Genomic DNA, 20,125 nt, shown 5'->3' with positions numbered 1-20,125 from the left:
TGTTTTCAGATCACCAGTAGCGTAAGTCCAGCGTGAACGGGAATTCCAGGCTGCGTTGCGGCGCTTCGGCCACGAGCGGCCCAGGTGTATGACCCATCGTGAAGAAGCGCGCGCGCCGCCGGCTTTCGGCCTCGTACGCGTTGACCGGGAAGGTCTGGTAATTGCGCCCACCCGGATGAGCCACATGATACTGGCATCCGCCTATGGATCGCCCAGTCCAATTGTCAACAAGGTCAAAAACCAGCGGTGCGTCGACGCCAATCGTCGGATGCAAGGCCGACGGTTGCGACCACGCGCGATAGCGTACGCCGGCCACGTACTCGCTGACGCGGCCCGTGGGCTGCAGCGGCAACGGCACGCCGTTGACCGTCACGACGTGGCGGTTCTCGTTCAGACCGAGTACTCGCACTTCGAGCCGCTCCACCGACGAATCGACATAGCGCACCGTACCGCCGGGCGCCCCCTCCTCGCCCATCACGTGCCACGGTTCGAGCGCACTACGGATGGACAGCGTCACGCCGCTGGTGGTGGTTTCGCCCACCAGCGGGAAACGGAACTCGAAATGCGGCGCGAACCACGAGCGGTCGAACGCGTAGCCAGCCTCGGCCAGGTCCGCGAGCACGTCGTCGAAATCCACCTGCACGAACGTGCCGAGCAGGAAACGGTCGTGCAGTTCCGTGCCCCAGCGCGTAAGCCGCGCGGTGTACGGCGTCTTCCAGAAGCGCGCCACCAGCGCGCGCAGTAGCAACTGCTGGACCAGGCTCATGCGCGCATGCGGCGGCATTTCGAAACCGCGCAGTTCGAGCAGACCGAGACGGCCGGTCGGACCATCGGGCGAATAGAGCTTGTCGACGCAGAACTCGGCGCGGTGCGTGTTGCCGGTGACGTCGATCAGGATATTGCGCAGCGAGCGGTCGATCATCCACGACGGCAGTTGCCCGCCCTCGCGGCCGCCGAGCAGGTCGATCTGCCGCTGCAGTTCCCGGAACGCGATCTCCAGTTCGTAGACCTGGTCGTTGCGCGCTTCGTCGACGCGTGGCGCCTGGCTGGTCGGTCCGATAAACAGGCCCGAGAACAGATACGACAGCGAAGGATGGTTGATCCAGTACGCCACCAGGCTAGCAAGCAGATCCGGCCTGCGCAGGAACGGACTGTCCGCCGGCGTCGCGCCGCCGAGCACGAAGTGATTGCCGCCGCCGGTGCCGGTGTGGCGGCCGTCGGTCATGAACTTCTCGGTGCTCAGATAGGTTTCGTGAGCCGACTGATAGAGGTACTCCGTGTGATCGACCAGTTGATCCCAGCTCGAAGCCGGGTGGATGTTCACTTCGATCACGCCCGGGTCCGGCGTCACTTGCAGCAACTTCAGACGCTGATCGCGCGGCGGCGGATAGCCTTCGATGACGATCTTCATGCCCAGTTCGGCGGCGGTCGCTTCGACGGCGGCCAGCAGGTCCAGATAGTCGTCGAGTTCGGTCAGCGGCGGCATGAAGACGTGCAACATCTTGCGACCGCTGCCGAAGGTTTCGGTTTCGACCTTCGGACCGGCTGCGCGGGCCGGGTCGCGCGCTTCGACGCACAGTGCGGTGCGGGTGATCCAGCTTGCCGATTCACCGCGTTCGGGGACGCGCAGGGAGGCGCGTGAGGCGTCTGAAGCGTCGGCGCCAATGCCAATGCCGGTGCCAATGCCCGTGCCTGTACCACCAAGACCGCTGCCGGCTGTGCCCAACGCCGCAGCGCCGCTAACGCCACCATGGCCGCCTGCGCCCTGGCCGTCCGCCGCGTTCGCATCTGCGCCTGAAGCACCGCCCGCGCGACCCGCCCCACCCGTGCTGCCTTCATACTGCATGCGCAACTGCGCCGCGCTGCGCAGCGGCGCAGGCGGCGCGAACGGATCGTGCGCGTGCTGGTACGGGTAGTCCGTCTCCGAGACCCACGGCAGCGCATCGAGCGGCAGGCGGTAGCCCATCGGCGAATCGCCAGGGATCAGATACATCCGGTCTCCGCGGAAATACCACGGCCCGGTGACCCAACGCGGCCCTTGCAGCGGCAGATCACGTTCGCGCGACAGCGGCAGCACATAGCCCGTCACCGACGCCAGCCCGCTGTCGTACACACGTCGCAGGCGCACGCGCTCCATCTCGTCGTCCAGACGCGATTCGAACGGATCGACGTTGACCGGCAGACGACGCTCGCGCCACAGGTAGTACCACGTGTCCTCGTAACCAGGCTTGATGAACTGCGTATCAAGCGCGAGCTTGCCCGTCAGGTGGGTCAGGAAACGCCTTGCATCCTCGGCGGTATAGCTGCCCGGCTCGCGCTCGTCGGCGAACAGCGTGTGGTCGTGCCAGCACGGCTCGCCATCTGCACGCCAGTACAGCGACAGCGCCCAGCGCGGCAGTTGCTCGCCCGGATACCACTTGCCCTGACCAATGTGCAGGAAGCCATTCGCGCCATAACGCGCGCGCAGCTTGTCCATCAACCCGACCGCGTAGCTGCGCTTGGTCGGCCCGAGCGCGTCTGTATTCCATTCCGCGGCGTCGCGGTCGCGCACCGCGACGAAGGTCGGCTCGCCGCCCATCGTCAGGCGAACGTCCATGGCCTCCAGTTCGCGGTCCACGTGCGCGCCCATCTGCAGCACGTCGGACCACACTTCCTCGGTGTACGGCTTGGTGACGCGCGGGGTTTCCAGCACCCGCTGAATCGACATCGTGTGCTCGAACTCGACTTCCGACTCGTCGACCGCGCCCGAAATCGGCGCGGCGCTGCCCGGTTCCGGCGTACAGGCGACGGGAATGTGTCCCTCGCCCGCCAGCAGACCCGAGGTCGGGTCGAGGCCGATCCAACCCGCGCCCGGCAAATACACTTCGCACCACGCGTGCAGGTCGGTGAAGTCGATTTCGGTGCCGCTCGGGCCGTCCAGCGACTTGGTATCCGGTGCCAGTTGCAGCAGATAGCCGGACACGAAGCGCGCCGCGAGCCCCAGTTGGCGCAGTGTCTCGACCAGCAGCCAGCCCGAGTCGCGGCACGAGCCGGCAGCCGTGGTGAGGGTCTCTTCGGGCGTCTGCACGCCAGGTTCCATGCGGATCAGGTAACGAATCTCGCGCTGCAACCGCTGGTTGATCTCGACCAGAAAATCCGCCGTGACCTTGGGCGAGCGGTCGATGCTCGCCACGAATTCGGCAAAGCGCGGGGTCGGCTCACGCTTGACCAGATACGGCGCCAGCTCGGCCGCGAGGCCGGGCGCGTACTCGAACGGGAATTTCTCGGCGGACGGCTCGAGGAAGAAGTCGAACGGGTTATAGACGGCCATTTCGGCCACCAGGTCTACCGTGATCTTGAACTCGCGGGTCTTCTCGGGAAACACCAGCCGCGCCTGGTAGTTGGCGAAGGCATCCTGCTGCCAGTTGATGAAATGCTCGGCCGGTTCGACGCGCATCGAATAAGACACGATCGGGGTACGGCAATGGGGCGCCGGACGCAGCCGCACGACTTGCGGCGACAGTCCGACGAGGCGGTCATAACGATAATGTGTGACATGGTTCAGCGCGACACGTATAGACACACCTGACTCCTGGGCGAAGAATGGCAGCCCGCCAAAAAGCAAGCTTCATGCCGTTGGTAGAAAAACTTTCCGGGTTCGGTCCTGATTCGACCCGGGATTGGCCTGCCGGCCTAAAAACACACCCTGCACGCATCGCAGTGGACGTTGCAGCCTTCGCGAGCCCGCGCGCGAGCGTCGAACGCCCTTCGCCAGCCCACCATGCAACGGGCGTTGCCGACCGCGCGCACCAAAGCGGCGCACTCCACATGCCCCATCATGCACGTAATGTGCGTTAAACCAGTGACCTCTGGCAAATGCGGCATGAAGATTGCGACGTCTTCCGCGACAGTCACGCCTCCCCGTTCCTTACTAGAAGCCCCGCCATGCGAACCTTCCACTGCAACCGCTGCGATCAACTCGTGTTCTTCGAAAACGTCCGCTGCGAGCGCTGCGAGGCGCTGCTGGGCTATCTCCCCGATCTGGGCGAGCTCAGCGCCTTCGAGGAAGCCGGCGACGGGCTGTGGCGCAGCCTGCATCCCAAGGCCGAAGGTGCGCTGTATCGCCAATGCCACAACTACGCGGTCGAAAACGTCTGCAACTGGATGATCCCGGCGGACCAGCCGGAGACGCTGTGCCGCTCCTGCCAGTTGACGCGCACCATCCCGAACCTCACCGCGCCGGACAACCGGCTCTACTGGTACCGCCTGGAAGTCGCCAAACGGCGCCTGCTCTATACGCTGGCGGCGTTGGGTATCAAGGTCGAGTCGCGCCATGAGAATCCTCAGACGGGGCTCGAGTTCGAGTTTCTCGAAGAGACGAGTCCCGGCGAGAAGGTCCTCACCGGCCATGACAACGGCCTGATCACGCTGAATATCGCGGAGGCCGACGACGCTTACCGGGAGCGCACCCGCACTGCCATGCACGAGCCCTACCGGACGCTGCTTGGGCATTTCCGGCATGAAACGGGTCACTACTTTTTCGACCGGCTGGTGGACGGCACACCCTGGCTGGAGCCGTTTCGCGCGCTGTTTGGCGACGAAAGCGTCGACTACGCCGCGGCGCTCGACACTTACTATCGCGACGGCGCACCGGCCGACTGGTCGCAGTCGTACGTGAGCGCCTACGCGACGATGCATCCGTGGGAAGACTGGGCGGAAACCTGGGCGCATTACCTGTTGATTGTCGACGTGCTCGACACCGCCACCTCGTACGGCGTGGCGCTGATCCCGCTCGACCCGAGCGATCCGACGCTCACCGACCAGACGCCAGTTGAAGACGCCAGCTTCGATAATCTGATGAAGCGCTGGTTTCCGCTGACTTACGCGCTCAACAGTTTGAACCGCAGCCTCGGCATGCCGGATGGGTATCCGTTCACGCTTGCCGCACCGGTGGTGGAGAAGCTGCGGCTGGTGCACCGGGTGATTGCGGCGCAATCGGCGGCAGGGGTGGAACCTGCGCAGGCGGCCCAGGCGGCGCAGGCGCCGGGGCCGACGCCGGGGGCCCAGCCGGGTCAAACAGGTCAAACGGGGCAAGCGGGGCAAGCGGGGCAGCCCGGTCAAACGGGCCAGCCGGGCCAAACCGCCTCAGCGGCTGAGCCCGCTCCGGCGCCGCAACCTGATCAACCACAGCAAGCGCCGCAAGACACGCCCGCGCCGAATCCTGCAACCGCTCCGTAATATATTGTTACCAATAGTAAACCTTGGTAGTGAAACGCTCGTTATCCTGCCCGTTCTGGCGGAGAGGCACCGGCTGATCGGCCCCGGCTGACTCCGCCCAAATCGCCACCCCCAAGAACAAGGCAGGACTTCGATGCGGACCGACCAGTGTCTCGCGTTGGCCAAAGAGCGTCACCTCGCGGGCGATCTCAACGGCGCACGCACGCTCTACGAAACCGTCCTCGCCGACGAGCCCGCCAATGCCGACGTGATGTTTCGCCTGGGCGTGCTCGGCCTGCAATGCGCCGCCTACGACGACGCCCTCGCCTGGCTCGACCGCGCGATTGCGCTGGCGCCGCAGGAGTCCCGCTACCATTTCGCACGCGGCCAGGTACTCTCGACGATGGGACGTTTCGACGACGCCATCGATACCTATCGCGCCCTCCTCGCCTTCGACGCCACCTCCGCCGATCTCTGGTTCGCGCTCGCCAACGCGTTGCAATCGAGCGGCGACCTTCGCGCTGCGGCGTCTGCTTACGAGTCCGCCGCCTTGCTCGACCCGGCACAGGTCGATGCGCTGAACAACCTGGGCAACTGCCATCGGCAACTTGGTGCGCCCGAACGCGCGCAAGACGCTTATCGCCGCGCCCTCTCGGTTCAGCGCGATCACGCGAATGCTTTAACCAACCTCGGGACCCTGCTGCAGGCGAGCGGCCAGATCGACGCCGCCGTCGAACTGCTCAACGAGGCGCTGCGCGTCGCGCCCGATTCGCCGTCGTGCCTGCTCAATCTCGGCGTGGCTTTGTGCGAACGTCACCAGTTCGACAAGGCGGCAGCCCTGCTCATGCGCACGCTCGAACTCGAGCCGCGCTTCCCCAAAGCGGCCTATAACCTGGGCAACGCGCTGCACGCACTCGGCCAGCGCCGTGACGCGCAGACGCAGTATCGCAACGCGATCGCACTCGACCCGCACCACGCAGACGCCTACAACAATCTAGGTAACGTCAGCAAGGAACTGGGCGAATACAAAGCCGCCGCCGAAGCATTCGACGCAGCGATCCGCGCACGTCCGGGGTTTGTGGCCGCGTATAACAACGCGGGCAATCTGATGCGCACGCTGCGCCGCACTGCTGATGCAGAGGCGCTCTTCACAGCCGCGCTCGGCTTTGATCCGGATCACTCGGCTTCGCACAACAACCTCGGCAACGTGCTGAAAGACTGTGGCGCGCTCGACGAAGGCATCGTCCACTACCGGCGTGCAGTGGAATGCGATCCGGGCAACGTCGTCGCACATAGCAATCTCGCCTATGCGCTGACGTTTCAGGCCGAGCATGGCGAAGCCGTGCTCGATGAGTGCCGCCGCTGGTCCGCGCAACATGAAGCGCCGCTGCGCGCCGCGCGCAAGCCGCATACAAACGACCGCACGCCCGGCCGCCGTCTGAAAATCGGCTACGTGGCGGCGGATTTCCGCGATCACTGCCAATCGCTCTTCACAGTACCGTTCTTCTCGCACCACGATCATGAACAGTTCGAGATCTACTGCTATGCGAGCGTCGAGCGGCCTGACGATCTGACGCGGCGTCTCGCCGGCTACGCCGACGTGTGGCGCGACGTGCGTGAACTGGACGATGAAGGCCTCTCGCAACAGGTCCGCGCGGATGGCATCGACATTCTCGTCGACCTGGCCATGCATATGGCCGACGGCCGGCCTTTGCTGTTTGCCCGCAAGCCGGCGCCCGTACAGGTGGCATGGCTCGCCTATCCGGGCACCACAGGCATCGAGGCGATCGACTACCGCCTGACGGATCCTCATCTCGACCCGCTCGACTCACACGGCACAGGCGCGAACGACAGCCACTACACCGAGCGCTCACTGCGCCTCGCGGACTCGTTCTGGTGCTACGACCCGCTGACGAACGAGCCGGGCGTGAACGCGTTGCCGGCGCTGACGACGAACCACATTACCTTCGGATGCCTTAACAATCCCTGCAAGCTGACCGATCGCACGCTCGCCATGTGGGGCGCCGTGTTGCGCGAAGTGCCCGATGCCCGTCTGCTCCTGATGGCGCCGGCCGGCAACGCGCACCGCAATCTCGCACAGCGCATGGAACAGCAGGGCATCGATACGCAGCGCGTCGGCTCCGTACCGTTCCAGCCGCGCGCCGATTATCTGCGCACGTATCACCAGATCGACCTCGGCCTCGACACGTTTCCGTATAACGGCCATACCACCAGCCTCGACTCGCTGTGGATGGGTGTGCCGGTCGTGACACGGGTCGGCGAGACGGCTGTGGGACGTGGCGGGCTGAGTCAACTGGCGAATCTGGGACTGACCGAACTGGCAGCATACTCAGACGATGCGTTTATACGCATCGCCGTCGAGCTTGCCGCGGACAGGCCGCGTCTGGTTGCATTACGGCAAACCCTGCGGCCGCGCATGGAGCAATCGCCACTGATGGACGGCGCGCGTTTCGCGCGCACCGTCGAGGCGGCGTATCGGGAGATGTGGCAGGCCTGGTGTGCCTAGTACGCGATATACGGTCCCGTGCCACCCGGTGTCGATTGCTGCTCGACTGCCGCGTAGACACTGCGGCCGTAGAAAAACGGCAGGCCCCAGTCGAAAATTGTCGAAGTCACGAACGCCGGCCCCGCCAGCAGCGGCATCACCGCATCCCCGCTGGAAGTCTGCGTTAGCGCCGTGGCGTTGCCTACATCGAACGACACCGCACTGTTGATGCCGTTCACGCCTTCGATCACTGCGCTTAACTGCTCGGTCGAGGCCGGACAGTAGTACGCGCTATTCGGGCTCGCGCAGACAGGCAATCCAGTGGTCTGGAAGAACAGGCCGGTCGAGCCGCTGTCCATGATGCTGTTCGTGTAGGTCGTGCCGTTTTGCACGGTCGAGAAGGTGCCGTTGTTCGGATTGACGCCGATCACCTGCGCACTGCCAAGACCGTTGTTGGTCTCGGTGCCGATGCCGAACACCAGTTGTCCGGCAAGCGACGCGGCACCGCTCGAAGCGGCGGCGGGCAACATCAGGACAGAGCCGTTATTGTCGGTGCTGAAGTAAGGAATCGGATTGGCCACCTGCAGCGCTTCCGCGAGGGCGAGCGACGCGCAGGTGGTCCCCTGGCAGCCGTAATAGGTCGCTGGCACCGCCTGCTGCACGCAGTTATAGCCGCAATCATGCTTGAACACGCCAATGCCGAGCACGCCATTGGCGGCAAGCGCGGTGGGCGTATTGCGCGATGCGCCAACGCTGCTGCAGTCCGACGGCACGGCGCTGTAGTTCGGATCGATCACCTGGATCGGCAGCGAAGCCGCCTTTTCACCGCCTATCTGCACATCGGCGATCCGCACGGAACCCCACGTATAGCCATCGAAGAACTGCATGCATTCGGCCAGCGGATTGGCGAGAACATCCTGTTCCTGCGGCAACGCCACCGACGCCGGCAATTGCGACGCGAACACCCGCAGACCCCACGAGCCGGTGTCGACCAGCACGTGATTGATGGTTTGACACTGCGTCGAACCGGGCGCACAGACCGTCACGCTGACGAAGGGCATGTTCGGCACGTCCGTCACGCCGGAGTCGACGGTCACCGTCGCGACGTTGGCGGCCAGCGCTTGGGCTGCAGGCGCGGTAGTGGTAGCGGTCTGCGTCGACGTGGAAGCATTCGACGCGCTGGTGCTCGCACTGCTGCCGCCACCGCCACCCCCGCCGCATGCGGCGAGCAACAGGGCAAAGACTGCAACGGCGAGCAACTTAAGGAACGAATCAGATGGGCGCATGATCGCTCCGTTATTGAATGACGTTGACATCGACGCCCGCAGGCACCGCTTGCGGCAGGTACGCATGTCCCGCGAAGGCACGCAGATGACCGCCCGAGAACACCACGAGATCGCTGTTCGACACGGCCAGCGGCGTGGCGCGTCGTGTCGCGGTGGCTGCGACGTATTGGTCGAAAGCCGCGCCCAGCGTGGTCTTCAGATCCGGCAGAGTCGGCCCTTCCCATGCAACGCCGAACACCGTGCCATTGGGTGCGACGTACTCGCGCACCACCGTGCCGGAGGACAGCGTCATCAGATGCACCGTGTACGCGAATTGCGAAGTACTGCTATGCGATATGGCATGCATCACCGCCTGGTCACTGCTGATGCTGCTGACCTTCTGGCCCAACGCGGCTTGTGCAGGCGAAGAAAGCGCACAGATTGCCCCGAGCATTGCGCAAGCAATGCCTGTATGAAGCATCGTTTTCAAGTGAATTCCTTCGAGGTGAAAGCGCTCGTGATCCTCATCGCGATCGCGAACGACGAATTAGGGGCGCACTTCTCGACCGGCGGGCACTGGTGCTGCAATCACGCCTAGAGAGGTTGCGTGAATGCGTCTACGGAGTGGCGGCGCGAAACTTTAGTGAAGGAAAACTGCTCTCGCAATCGTTTGGCGGGGAATCCAAACTTGCGTGGTGACAGAGGTTGTTTGACTTATGGAATCGGCGCCAACACCAGCGGTGCATACGCGTCGATTTCCGCTATGGCTCGCGTTTTAAGCGAACAGCATCTATGCGGGCAGGATTTGCAGCAAAAAAGTTATGACGCGCCGACGCTTGGTTTCGTTTTATTAAATGAACGCTACATAAATGCAGATCAAGCAGCTTTTCCTCATACTTTTCGTTCTGCGAACTTTATTTTCTTCGAGGAACCCGGCACCGGCTTCATGTGAATTCAGGTGGACCCGCAGCGGAAAGCTAACCGTAATCTCCTGCGGTCCGGCCTCCAAATGAAAATGCCGGCGATGACTGCGTACTTCCAGTCAGCACCGGCATCTGTTCGACCGCATCGGTTTGCTCTCGGGGCGAGAGCAAACGCGAGGCCGTTACTGCTTCGGTTGCAAGAGCGTCTTGAGTTCCTGCACGTTCTCTTCTACGCGCTTTGCGATCACCGCATACGACTCAGCCTGCGATTGATACGCTGCCTGCGCGAGCTGTTGCATATCGGCCAGGGCTTTATGCAAGGTTTGCTGGACCAGCTCGGCCGTTTGCGTGGGTGCGCCTCCCGTAGCGGAGAACTGACCCGCCAGGGTCTGCAACTCGCCCAGAGTCGAACGGAGCATGTCGGCCTGCTTCTGCGCGAGCGACTGCATGCCCTGCAGCGCAGCCTGATTTGCCGTTACCAGCGCTTCGACATCCTTACGTCGCGCTTCCATGATGGCGGGCACGTCGAAGCCAGGTAGTTTGAACTGCTCCAGCATTTTGGTGAATTCGCCAAACGGATTGGCGGCGTCAAATCGTTCCATGCTATTTCCTCCAGAGCAGATAGTTACATGTCGTGCCAGCCCACGACGTAATGATGCGCCTTCTGCCGCTATTGCGCCAGCTAAGGGACAGAACCGTGGGCCCGAACCGGGTTTGATCGTCCCGCGTTGCGCGATTCTTACCGGCCCTTACTACGCTCGTTCATCCGCCGCACATTCACCACGCTTGTGCGCACTGTCAGCGCGTTTTGAAGCGAACGTAAACCGAATGAAATAAGCCTCACTGCATCTGCAAATCGATGTGCAATTCTGCGGCCCCATACCTCAAGAACTCATCCTGCAGGTCGTTTACACGGGTACGGCCCAGCGTCGCGCGATGGGGATTCCGGCGAAACAAACACGCGCGCATTCCCTCCGCAAAGATTGATTACACCATCGTCACAGGTATCCCCGCATGAACAAGTTGACCAATACCATCAGGTTCAAGATCATTCTCGCGCTCGGCGCGTGCATCGTCTTGATGATCGCTATCGGTTTGATGGGCGTTCGTGGGCTCTCGACCATGAGCTCCGACATGAACTCCATGTACACGAGCAGCACCGTGCCGATCGAAGACCTCGCTGCCACGCAGGCCGACGCGCTGAAGATTCGGCTGATGTTGAGCCGTCTGATGGGCATGCACGATGCGAACGACCAAAAGCAGGCGGTCGGGCAGGTTCGCGAACTGCAGAAGAAACTCAACACTTCGTGGACCGACTACTACCCCGGCAAGGTCTCCGATGATGACGAACGCAAGGTCGCCGATCAGATCGCCGCGCAATCCGCCGACTTCAAATCGCAGGTCGACACCGTCCTCTCCGCCGTCGACGGCGGTACGTTCGACGCCAGCAGTACGTCCCTCGAAAAAATGCGCGACGTGGGCAACGCGCTGTCCGACACCATTGATCAGGACATCGATATCAACGCGGCCCAGGTCAAGCAGACCGCGGATCAGGGCGTGGACACGTTCCACACGCTGCTGTGGGTCGCCATCGGCACAATCGTGCTGGGCCTGATCGTCGCCATCGCTGCATCCATGTATCTGTTGAAGACGATCATGATTCCGCTCGGAGCGGCACTGAATGTCGCGCAGCGCATCGCGGAAGGACAGCTCGAAAACGAACTCAGCGTTCACTCGAAGGACGAATTCGGCCACCTGCTTGGCGCGCTCAAACAGATGGACACGCAACTCGCCAGCATCGTGCGCGGCATCAAGACTTCGAGCGAATCGATCATGGTCGCTTCGAGCGAAATTGCCGCCGGCAACATGGACCTGTCTTCGCGCACCGAAGAGCAGGCTGCGTCGCTGGAAGAAACCGCTGCCAGCATGGAGCAGCTCACCGCCACCGTCAAACAGAACTCCGAAAATGCCCGTCAGGCCACCACGCTGGCCGGCAATGCATCGGAGATCGCGGACAAGGGCAACACCGTTGTCGAACGCATGCTGGTGACGATGGGCGATATCACGGCGAGTTCGTCGAAGATTGCCGAGATCACCACGCTGATCGAGGGCATCGCGTTCCAGACCAACATTCTTGCGCTGAACGCCGCCGTGGAAGCGGCGCGTGCCGGTGAACAAGGGCGCGGTTTCGCGGTCGTGGCGGGTGAAGTGCGCAGTCTCGCGCAGCGCTCGTCCAGTGCTGCGAAAGAAATCAAGGACCTGATCCAGAGCTCGGTCGCGACGATTCACAGCGGCTCGACGCAGGCCGAAGAAGTGGGCCGCACGATGACTGAGGTACAGCAGGCCATCAAACGGGTCGCCGATATCAACGCGGAAATCTCTGCCGCTTCCGATGAGCAAAGCCGCGGTATCGAACAGGTGAACCAGGCCGTGAGCCAGATGGACGAAGTGACGCAACAGAACGCGGCGCTGGTCGAAGAGGCGTCGGCTGCAGCCCAGTCGCTGGAACAGCAGGCCGCGCAGCAAAAGCGGGCCGTCTCCGTGTTCAAGGTGGCCGAGAGCCATTCGGCCGCCGCGCCGCGTGCGCAGCGTGATGCGGCTGCTCCCGCCAAAAAGCGCGCTCCCATCATGCGCCCCGCAGTCAAACGCGAACCGCTTACCGCAGCCGCTCAACCCGCCGTTGCATTGTCCGACGCCGGTTCGAACAACTGGGAGACGTTTTAACGCTTGACCCACACGGTGCGCGATCGCGGATCACAACAGATTGCGCACCGTTCGACACTTCTCCAGACAGGCCAAGGCCTCCGGTTTCATCAAACCGCCTGCTGGAAAATTCTGTAAGACTTGGCCGATGTATTCGCAACGCTCTCGCTAACCGGCGCCCCCTCGCGACATTCACGGCGCAATGTTAGTGCCCGCCTGCAAGGTTATGTAAGGTCCAGACGGACTTCCGTAACCCTACAATCGGCTATCTCCACTATCGTGTCCACATGGTCGGCGCACTGTCGTGCCGACGCTGATCCGATGGAATCGATAATATGAAAAAGGCCTTTGTGAGCACGGCGGTGGCCGCGCTGCTGATCACCGCTACGTTCTCTGCAACCGCACAGCAAGACACCTCGCCGCCACCTCAGATGGACGGCCTGATGGGTCATGGCCAACCCTCTCACGGCGAAGGCATGCCGCCGCCCCACGGTCCGGGCTTCGCCGTGATCAACGACCTGGAACAGTTGCGCAGGCTTTACGCGATGACCGGACACGAAAGCGAAATCATCGGCGTCTATCACGATGTGCTTAACAAAACCCAAGACCCGATGTTGCGGCATTTCATTTATGAGTCGCTCGCGCGCGAACAACTGAAGCCGGCGAATCCGGATCAGGCCATCGCAACGCTGCGTACCAGCCTTGCCGAGGATATCGTCGAGGCCAACCGCGCGCCTCACGGCGAGCACGCAGGCGCCGACGTGCCGCACGCCTCGTCTCAGACGCAGTAATACGCTCGCCGAAGTTGGCTGAGTGATTGGCCAAGTGATTCACCGCGCGACTCGCCGATTAGCGCGCTGCGCGGTTCTCGCTGGTGGACAGCAGGCAGACCGTCGTATTATCTGCACCTTGGCCACCCACCGTCGAGCACCATGCCGTCTGCCGCAGCGCCCCGCATCGAGTCCGCCTCCCCGCTATTGCCTCGCATCGCCCCGCCACCTTCGTGGCGGGCTCGCTCCCGCACGTGGCTGTGCCTGCCCACCGCTGCGCTGTGCCTCGCGCTCGCGGCGTGCGCCACGCCGCCGTCTGCGCCCACTACGCAGGTGCGTATCGGTATCGATCCGGTCAGCGTGTTCCCGATGGATGCCTACGACCAGGACGTCGATCATTGGATCGACCCGGCCAGCCCTGGCTACGATCAACCGTTCCTGAGCGCTGCGGACCAGCAGACTCATTTTGAAGCGTTGCGCGCCCGCTACTTCGGCGCAGCAGAAGGCGATGCTTCGCCGTGGAATCGCGCTTACGTCGACACACGCGTCTACCGCGATGGCGGAGCAGACATCGCCGCCCTGCAGCGCCGCCGTATTGCGGAGTTCGACAACACCGGCAAGGCTGCCGACGAACTCGGCTACGGCCAGAACTTCCGGCCTCACACCAAGGCCTGGATCGACGCCATCGAGCAGAACATGGATGTCGGCCAGTTCGAGCGAGCGCCAGGATACTCGGCTGCGCGCCGCGCCATTGCAACCGGCAACGTGCTGGTGCGTGAACTGCCGACCGTCGACCCATCGTTCTACGATCACCGCCTCGCTGGCGAAGGCTATCCGTTCGACAATCTGCAAGTCTCGGCGGCCCGTCCCGGCACGCCGCTCTATGTGCTGGGCAGCAGTCTCGACGGCGGCTGGTACTACGTGCAGACGCCCGATGTGCAAGGCTGGGTGCGCAGCGACGAGGTGGGCCTCGTGAACGACGCGTTTATCGACATCTGGCGCAGCGCGGCACGCAACGGACTCGCCGCCGTCGTCGTGGCATCGGCGCCGGTGCGCGACAGCCAGGGCACTTTCCGTTTCGATGCACCCGCCGGCACCTTGCTGCCGGTCGCACCCGACGATAGCGCAACCCAGCGCAGCGTGATGGTCCCCGCCCGCGACGCAAACGGTCATGCCGTGGCGCGCATCGCACAACTAAGCGATGCACAGGTGGCCACTGCGCCTCTCGCAGCCACGCCACGCCATCTGGCGATGCTGATCAAGGCGCTGATCGGGCGGCCATATGGCTGGGGCAATGCCGACTTCTACAACGATTGCTCGTCCGAAACGCAAAGCATTTTCGCCGCGTTCGGCGTATGGCTGCCGCGCCATTCGTCGACACAGATGAGCGCTGGGCGCATGACCGATTTGTCCGCCGACACGCCAGAGCAACGCATCGCTTACCTTGCCGAGCACGGCGTGCCGATGCGCACGCTCATCTATATCGGCGGCCACGTGATGCTGTATCTCGGCAACACCACGCGCGACGCTCAGGTGGTGCCCGTGGTCTATCAGGACGTGTGGGGCTTGCGCCCGGCGGACAACAGCCGCCGCGCGGTAATTGGCGGCTCGGTGATCTTTCCGCTGCTCGCGCATATCCCCGAGGACCCAAGCCTTCAATCGCTCGCGGCCACGCGCATCTTCCAGATCAGCATCATCGGCGCGCCTGGCGAAGGCACGCCCGTTCAACCCGACGACGACAATCCCGCCGGCTGAATACAGCTTCGCTTCCGGTTACTTCGACCCTGGCATGGCACTTGCAGCAGGTAGCTGCAAGCGCAGGGGCCTCAGGCCCCTGTCATGATCAACCACAAGTATCCGGAGGCGTTATGTTGGGAACCATTCTTCTGATCGTTCTGATCCTGCTGCTCATCGGCGCCTTTCCAGCATGGCCGCATAGCCGCTCATGGGGTTATGCGCCGACAGGCACGATCGGTATTGTCGTCATCGTCGTGATCGTTCTGGTCGTGATGGGGCAGATATAACCCAGATGTAGCGACACCGCGAAACGCGTAACCCGTCAGTTTTACCGTTTGGTTTGTCAAACTGGCGGGCTACGTGCCCAACCGACCATCCGCAGTCTCAACTATTGGCAATGCGCCGCCCGCACCGCGCAGTGATTCTTACACTGCCCCGGCAATCCGTGCATTGTTGTTTTGCGCATCTCCCATCCCTCCAGCACGTAACACCCGGCCGGCATCGTCCACATCCAGAGCAGGCGTCAACCGCCCGCCCTTCTCTTCGTCTCGTCGCGATCTGCGCCTCGGCGCCGCGCCAAAGTGAGGCACGCTGCTTGCGGCCCATAAAAGTGTGCAGATGGATATCCGTCTGCGTGACAACCCTACCTTCTGGAGGATCTGAAAATGAACAGCACAACGAAGAAAATTCTTGCATCGGCGCTCGTCATGGCCCTGTCTGGTGGTGTCTATGCAGCAGGTGGTGCCGGAGGCGCTGGCGCGGGTGCTGGTGGCGCCGGGGCTGGTGCTGGTGGGGGTGCCGGCGTAGGCGGAGCCAGCGGCAACGGCGGCGGGATTGGTACAGGCGGGACGGTTGCACCTAGCGGCCCCGGCAGCGTGAAAAGTCCGGCTGACACCAGCGGCTACGGTTCGCCGGGCACGACCGCTACCGGCGGCGGGATGGGTACAGGTTCAGGAGCATCGCCTAACTCGGCCACCAGCCCGCGTAACAACATGACCAGCCCGAACCAGATGGCCCCGAACGGCACGATGCAGAACGGCCAGTAACGTGGCCAGCAACTTGACGGCGCAAAGACGCGCCACATAAAGCGGCGGCGCGCGCGCCGCCGCTCCCTATTGCCTGGGTTGCAAGAGTACGTCTGCAGCCCACATGACTTGCCTGACTCGCGTTCTTTGAGGAACCCACCATGCCAACAGATGCCCGGCGCGTCATCAGCCTGACGCAACTCGCCACAGAGCACGCGACACGCGTCGAGGTAGACGGCGAGAAGATCCTGCTCGTACGCGATGGTGACACGGTGCGTGCTTTCAGCGCGGACTGCCCCCATGCGGGCGGCCCACTAGAAGAAGGCGCCCTTTGCAACGGCCATATCGTTTGCCCATGGCACAAGGGAACGTTTGACGCCACCAGCGGAGACGTCCTCGAACCGCCTGCACTCATGGGGCTGGACCGTTACCCGGTCGAAGTGCGCGATGGTGAAGTCATGGTTACGCCGCAAAAGCTGGAAAGACCCCGAGCGACGGAGTTCAGCGATACGCCGAAATTCGTCGTGATCGGCGCAGGCGCGGCAGGTGCGGCAGCCTGCTCCGAGCTGCGCAGAATCGGCTTCAATGGGCGCATTACCCTGATCGGAGAGGAATCTCAGGAGCCATACGACCGGACCGCGCTGAGCAAATTCGTGCCGTCTGGGGAGATGGCCGTCAAGGATGTGCCGCCGCTGTTACCCGGGCACTGGCTGGAGAACGGGCAAATCGAGCGCATCACCGCGACGATCGTCGAGCTCGATGTTCCAAAGCGCCAGATTCGCCTCAAGGACGGGCGCGAACTGACGTACGACACCGCGCTACTGGCATCTGGAGGCACGCCCAAGGCTCCGCCCATCCCCGGCTGCGAGCTTGGATCCGTGCACATGCTGCGCAATCTGCAGGACGCCAGTGCCTTGTGCGATACGCTGAAATCCGCACAGCATGCCGTCATCGTCGGCAGCAGCTTTATCGCACTCGAGGTGGCGTCGGCGCTGCGCGAGCGTGGCACTCAGGTCACCATCGTGTCGCCTGAAAAAGTGCCCTTCGAGCGTCAATTCGGCGCCCGTCTCGGCACGCTGTTTCAGCGCCTGCACGAGAGCCATGGCGTCACATTCAGACTGAACGAGAAGGTGACGGAACTTACCGGCGATACGCGCGTGCGGGACGTCGTGCTCGAGAACGGCTCGCGCATCGCCGCGGACGCGGTTCTGCTTGCCACAGGCGTTGCGCCCGCCACCGGTTTCGTCAAAGGACTGCCGTTGCAAAAGGACGGCAGTGTGCTGGTCAACGCCGGCATGCAGGCAGCACCTGGTCTCTATGCCGCCGGAGATATCGCGGCGTTTCCGTTATACGAGGATCAGGAACCCGTACGCATCGAGCACTGGCGTCTCGCGCAGCAGCACGGATTTATCGCCGCGCGAAACATGCACGGTGCGCGCAAGCCTTACGCGGGTGTGCCGTATTTCTGGACTTATCACTACGGCATGAACTTCGAATACCTGGGGCACGCCAGCGGTTGGGATACCGTAACAATCGACGGCGACCTCGAGCAGCACCATTTCCTCGCCCTGTTTGTGAAGGCGAACATCGTCGTAGGAGCACTGGCCTGCGGGCGCGAAGCTGCAACCGCGCGCCTGATCGAATCGATGCAAATGGGAGTGTCGCCCTCCGAAGCGCTTCGACTAGCCAAGGAGCAGGAAAACGCCACCGCCGGGTGAGCGGCCATTTATCAAAACAATCCCGAAACCACAGCGAAAAAACAATGAACCACCGAGACGTGGAACAGGAACTCCGGCACCTCGAATATGTGTTCGGACACATCACGGCCGCCAATACGGTCCCATCGCTCACGTACTGGCGCGGCCGCCTCAATTCGCTGCGCCAGGCGTCGATCGCGCCGCAACAGCGCAACCGCATCAATCGTCTGGAGCAACAGCTACTGAAGCTTGAATTACCCGAGCGTGAGACCGCCGGGCCGGCGTCGCAAGAGACGCGCACCCATCCCCCTCAGCGTGCGCCGCGTTAACCCCGTGTTAACCGTCAGCGTGGATCCACTTCGAGGCGCAGGCGATCGAACGAGCGCAACACACGGCCATCGGTAAGCGCCGTTTTCCAGTAGCGTTCCTTGAGTGCGCCGCCGAGGAGCAGGTTGTAGGGCAGCACAATCGCCCCATGTCCCCAGTTAGGGCGCCAGGTGCGTGCGATGCCGCGTCGCATGAACAGCGATAAAGTCGGCACCCCCAGCGCGGACGCCAGATGCCCAAGACCGGAGTCGTTGCCGATAAACCATCCGGATTCGGCAATCCAGGCCGCCACATCCCCGAGACTATCGAATGACTGGAGCCGTTGAGCCGCCTCATGGTCCATCAGCCAAGTGTGCCGTTCGCAGGGCGCAACCAGAAAGGTCGGTTGAAAATCGCGCTGCACGAGCTTGCGCACCAGCGCGAGAAACTTGTTGCGCGGCCACATTTTTTCCACGTGACTACCGGTGGGATGAATCGCCACTCGCCGCTCGTGGATCCGGAAGCGAATCCAGTTCGGCACAGCAATACCATTGTGGCGTGTGACGTCGGCGAGGCCAAAGTTGTCACGCGCCACAGCAACGATCATGTCGATCATATGCCCAAGCGCCTGAAACGCTTCACAGCGGACGATTTCGCAGACTTCGCCATCCGCCGCCAGCGAGGCACCCAATGGGGTCGCGCGCAACTGGATCACCAGATCGAATTTTCCGCTCGCCTCCCGCTCGTGACGCACGTCGACGCCCGGGAACCAGTCGGCCAGATCCGCTATCACCCAGCTAAAGACGGTAAGGCGGTAACCATTCCTTATCAGGTTGTTGACGAGCACCATCATCAACAACGCATCGCCGATGGCCGTCGGCATTGCTACGGCGATCGACGCGGCACCTTCAAGCTTCGCCTTCATCTTCCAAACATCCCCGTTGAACTTCTTATGTGCGCCTAACTAACCCGCCGCGCGAGAACGCAACCCGCTAAAGGCCTTGATCACGCGCCGGACGCTGATGCTCTCGCGCCACCAGCGCTCCTTGAGCCTCGCCGTCGGCACCCACCATGACGGCAAAACAATGACTCCGGCCGTGAAGCCCGGACGCCAACGCTGCGCGACGCCGCGCCGGCGGAAGATAGTCAACGTCGGAATACCGAGCGCAGACGCCAGATGTCCGACGCCAGAATCGTTGCCGATAAACCAGCCGGATTCGTAGAGCCATTCCGCCAGCTGCGCCGAGGAAGCAAACGAACGAAGCGGCGGTAGCGGGTCGGCACGTTGCTCCCAACGCGAACGCTCGCGCTCTGCGAGAATGAATTCCACCTGCATCCCGGTTGCCTGGAGACGGCGAAACAGGTCGAGGAAGCGCTCTGGCGACCAACGTTTGTCAGGCGTGCTCGCCTCCGGATGAACCGCCACACGCGAGCCGTGTTTACGAAACACCAGATCGGCCGGCGGCCGCATGCCATTCGAAACCACCACGTTTTGAAGCTCGAATCGCGCTGCTGCGAAATCGGCGAAGCGCTTCGCCATGCAATGCGGGTTATCGGCGTATTCCACGTCGTGCAGGTCGATAAAGCCCGGATGCCAGTCTCCCACCTGCGCGAGCGGCCGGTCGCGATGCATCTGGATGACATGCGCATAACCGGTGAGCACGTTGCGCACATCACCCGGCTCGAGCGCGGGGGCAACGCTCAGATTCGGGAACCACGCGGCAAGCGCATGGGCGTGGGCGCCAAACACGTCTACCCGCCAGCCGGCGAGCACAAGATTGTTCGCGACGATGAGCAGGTTCAGGGTGTCGCCCAAGGCGGGCGACATGACGAACGCGACGCTTTGCGGGCCGGATTGCACGTCAGGCAAGCCGCTGCCGATCGAACCGGTGCGATCCGCCTGATGCGCCTTGTCATTCCCCATACTGTCAATCCGGCCAAAGTCGATTCGCTCGAATGTTGCCACAAGAACGGCTAAATCATGGATTTCGGAGTCT

16 protein-coding genes are annotated in these 20,125 nt (G+C 62.9%); 10 read left to right on the top strand and 6 right to left on the bottom strand.

Annotated features, from left to right (window positions below):
* Positions 1-10: 10 nt before the first annotated feature.
* Positions 11-3,562, bottom strand: coding sequence for a transglutaminase family protein (locus tag BUS06_RS28495; protein ID WP_074267713.1), 3,552 nt, complete (start codon positions 3,560-3,562; stop codon positions 11-13).
* 362 nt (positions 3,563-3,924) lie between these two features.
* On the opposite strand from BUS06_RS28495, the gene BUS06_RS28490 reads away from it, so the two are divergent.
* On the top strand, positions 3,925-5,217 hold the full coding sequence (locus BUS06_RS28490) for a putative zinc-binding metallopeptidase (RefSeq protein ID WP_074267712.1): 1,293 nt from the start codon (positions 3,925-3,927) through the stop codon (positions 5,215-5,217).
* 133 nt (positions 5,218-5,350) lie between these two features.
* A complete protein-coding gene (locus tag BUS06_RS28485; protein WP_074267711.1) occupies positions 5,351-7,723 on the top strand; it encodes a tetratricopeptide repeat protein in 2,373 nt (790 codons plus the stop codon).
* On the opposite strand, the gene BUS06_RS28480 is transcribed toward BUS06_RS28485, so the two are convergent.
* Both BUS06_RS28480 and BUS06_RS28475 read right to left on the bottom strand, forming a co-directional pair.
* Positions 7,720-8,988: a DUF3443 domain-containing protein gene (locus BUS06_RS28480; RefSeq protein ID WP_074267710.1), complete on the bottom strand. Its 1,269-nt coding sequence runs from the start codon at positions 8,986-8,988 to the stop codon at positions 7,720-7,722. The genes BUS06_RS28485 and BUS06_RS28480 overlap by 4 nt on opposite strands.
* A gap of 10 nt (positions 8,989-8,998) precedes the next feature.
* Positions 8,999-9,448, bottom strand: a complete 450-nt coding sequence (locus BUS06_RS28475) for a DUF2844 domain-containing protein (RefSeq protein WP_083611647.1) — start codon at positions 9,446-9,448, stop codon at positions 8,999-9,001.
* A gap of 126 nt (positions 9,449-9,574) precedes the next feature.
* Here BUS06_RS28475 and BUS06_RS37600 point away from each other — a divergent pair, with 126 nt between their 5' ends.
* A complete protein-coding gene (locus BUS06_RS37600; RefSeq protein ID WP_143787669.1) occupies positions 9,575-9,919 on the top strand; it encodes a hypothetical protein in 345 nt (114 codons plus the stop codon).
* 153 nt (positions 9,920-10,072) lie between these two features.
* Here BUS06_RS37600 and phaP read toward each other — a convergent pair whose 3' ends face one another.
* Entirely contained in the window at positions 10,073-10,492 is a 420-nt protein-coding gene (gene phaP / locus BUS06_RS28470; protein ID WP_074267708.1) for a phasin family protein, read from the bottom strand.
* Positions 10,493-10,904: 412 nt separating this feature from the next.
* On the opposite strand from phaP, the gene BUS06_RS38605 reads away from it, so the two are divergent.
* The 7 genes from BUS06_RS38605 (at position 10,905) to BUS06_RS28435 (ending at position 18,151) form a co-directional block, all read left to right on the top strand.
* A complete protein-coding gene (locus tag BUS06_RS38605) occupies positions 10,905-12,614 on the top strand; it encodes a methyl-accepting chemotaxis protein (protein ID WP_074267707.1) in 1,710 nt (569 codons plus the stop codon).
* Positions 12,615-12,928: 314 nt separating this feature from the next.
* On the top strand, positions 12,929-13,384 hold the full coding sequence (locus BUS06_RS28460; RefSeq protein ID WP_074267706.1) for a tetratricopeptide repeat protein: 456 nt from the start codon (positions 12,929-12,931) through the stop codon (positions 13,382-13,384).
* A 141-nt stretch (positions 13,385-13,525) separates the two neighbouring features.
* Positions 13,526-15,118, top strand: coding sequence for a C40 family peptidase (locus BUS06_RS28455; protein ID WP_083611646.1), 1,593 nt, complete (start codon positions 13,526-13,528; stop codon positions 15,116-15,118).
* A gap of 113 nt (positions 15,119-15,231) precedes the next feature.
* The gene (locus BUS06_RS28450; protein WP_074267705.1) at positions 15,232-15,387 is read left to right on the top strand and encodes a DUF3309 family protein; all 156 of its coding nucleotides are present in this window, start codon (positions 15,232-15,234) and stop codon (positions 15,385-15,387) included.
* Between the two features lie 378 nt (positions 15,388-15,765).
* Positions 15,766-16,146: a hypothetical protein gene (locus BUS06_RS37960; protein WP_074267704.1), complete on the top strand. Its 381-nt coding sequence runs from the start codon at positions 15,766-15,768 to the stop codon at positions 16,144-16,146.
* A gap of 140 nt (positions 16,147-16,286) precedes the next feature.
* Positions 16,287-17,843 (top strand): FAD-dependent oxidoreductase, encoded by a 1,557-nt coding sequence (locus BUS06_RS28440; RefSeq protein WP_074267703.1) that lies wholly within the window; start codon positions 16,287-16,289, stop codon positions 17,841-17,843.
* A 44-nt stretch (positions 17,844-17,887) separates the two neighbouring features.
* Positions 17,888-18,151: a hypothetical protein gene (locus BUS06_RS28435; RefSeq protein ID WP_074267702.1), complete on the top strand. Its 264-nt coding sequence runs from the start codon at positions 17,888-17,890 to the stop codon at positions 18,149-18,151.
* A 14-nt stretch (positions 18,152-18,165) separates the two neighbouring features.
* On the opposite strand, the gene BUS06_RS28430 is transcribed toward BUS06_RS28435, so the two are convergent.
* Both BUS06_RS28430 and BUS06_RS28425 read right to left on the bottom strand, forming a co-directional pair.
* Positions 18,166-19,053, bottom strand: coding sequence for a glycosyltransferase family 9 protein (locus BUS06_RS28430; RefSeq protein WP_074267701.1), 888 nt, complete (start codon positions 19,051-19,053; stop codon positions 18,166-18,168).
* 39 nt (positions 19,054-19,092) lie between these two features.
* Entirely contained in the window at positions 19,093-20,052 is a 960-nt protein-coding gene (locus tag BUS06_RS28425) for a glycosyltransferase family 9 protein (protein ID WP_254368983.1), read from the bottom strand.
* Between the last annotated feature and the right edge of the window lie 73 nt (positions 20,053-20,125).

It is taken from the genome of Paraburkholderia phenazinium (genome assembly GCF_900141745.1).
In the GTDB taxonomy this organism is placed as follows: domain Bacteria; phylum Pseudomonadota; class Gammaproteobacteria; order Burkholderiales; family Burkholderiaceae; genus Paraburkholderia; species Paraburkholderia phenazinium_B.
Note: the sequence above shows the minus strand (reverse complement) of the source record. Positions and strands in the feature narration are given on the sequence as shown.

Bases quoted from the DNA above. Each gene is read 5' to 3' on its own strand.
- BUS06_RS28430 (WP_074267701.1), bottom strand. From the start codon at position 19,053: ATGAAGGCGAAGCTTGAAGGTGCCGCGTCGATCGCCGTAGCAATGCCG.
- BUS06_RS28480 (WP_074267710.1), bottom strand. From the start codon at position 8,988: ATGCGCCCATCTGATTCGTTCCTTAAGTTGCTCGCCGTTGCAGTCTTT.
- BUS06_RS28425 (WP_254368983.1), bottom strand. From the start codon at position 20,052: ATGGGGAATGACAAGGCGCATCAGGCGGATCGCACCGGTTCGATCGGC.
- BUS06_RS38605 (WP_074267707.1), top strand. From the start codon at position 10,905: ATGAACAAGTTGACCAATACCATCAGGTTCAAGATCATTCTCGCGCTC.
- BUS06_RS28450 (WP_074267705.1), top strand. From the start codon at position 15,232: ATGTTGGGAACCATTCTTCTGATCGTTCTGATCCTGCTGCTCATCGGC.
- phaP (WP_074267708.1), bottom strand. From the start codon at position 10,492: ATGGAACGATTTGACGCCGCCAATCCGTTTGGCGAATTCACCAAAATG.
- BUS06_RS28490 (WP_074267712.1), top strand. From the start codon at position 3,925: ATGCGAACCTTCCACTGCAACCGCTGCGATCAACTCGTGTTCTTCGAA.
- BUS06_RS28455 (WP_083611646.1), top strand. From the start codon at position 13,526: ATGCCGTCTGCCGCAGCGCCCCGCATCGAGTCCGCCTCCCCGCTATTG.
- BUS06_RS37960 (WP_074267704.1), top strand. From the start codon at position 15,766: ATGAACAGCACAACGAAGAAAATTCTTGCATCGGCGCTCGTCATGGCC.
- BUS06_RS28435 (WP_074267702.1), top strand. From the start codon at position 17,888: ATGAACCACCGAGACGTGGAACAGGAACTCCGGCACCTCGAATATGTG.
- BUS06_RS28485 (WP_074267711.1), top strand. From the start codon at position 5,351: ATGCGGACCGACCAGTGTCTCGCGTTGGCCAAAGAGCGTCACCTCGCG.
- BUS06_RS28440 (WP_074267703.1), top strand. From the start codon at position 16,287: ATGCCAACAGATGCCCGGCGCGTCATCAGCCTGACGCAACTCGCCACA.
- BUS06_RS28460 (WP_074267706.1), top strand. From the start codon at position 12,929: ATGAAAAAGGCCTTTGTGAGCACGGCGGTGGCCGCGCTGCTGATCACC.
- BUS06_RS28475 (WP_083611647.1), bottom strand. From the start codon at position 9,448: ATGCTTCATACAGGCATTGCTTGCGCAATGCTCGGGGCAATCTGTGCG.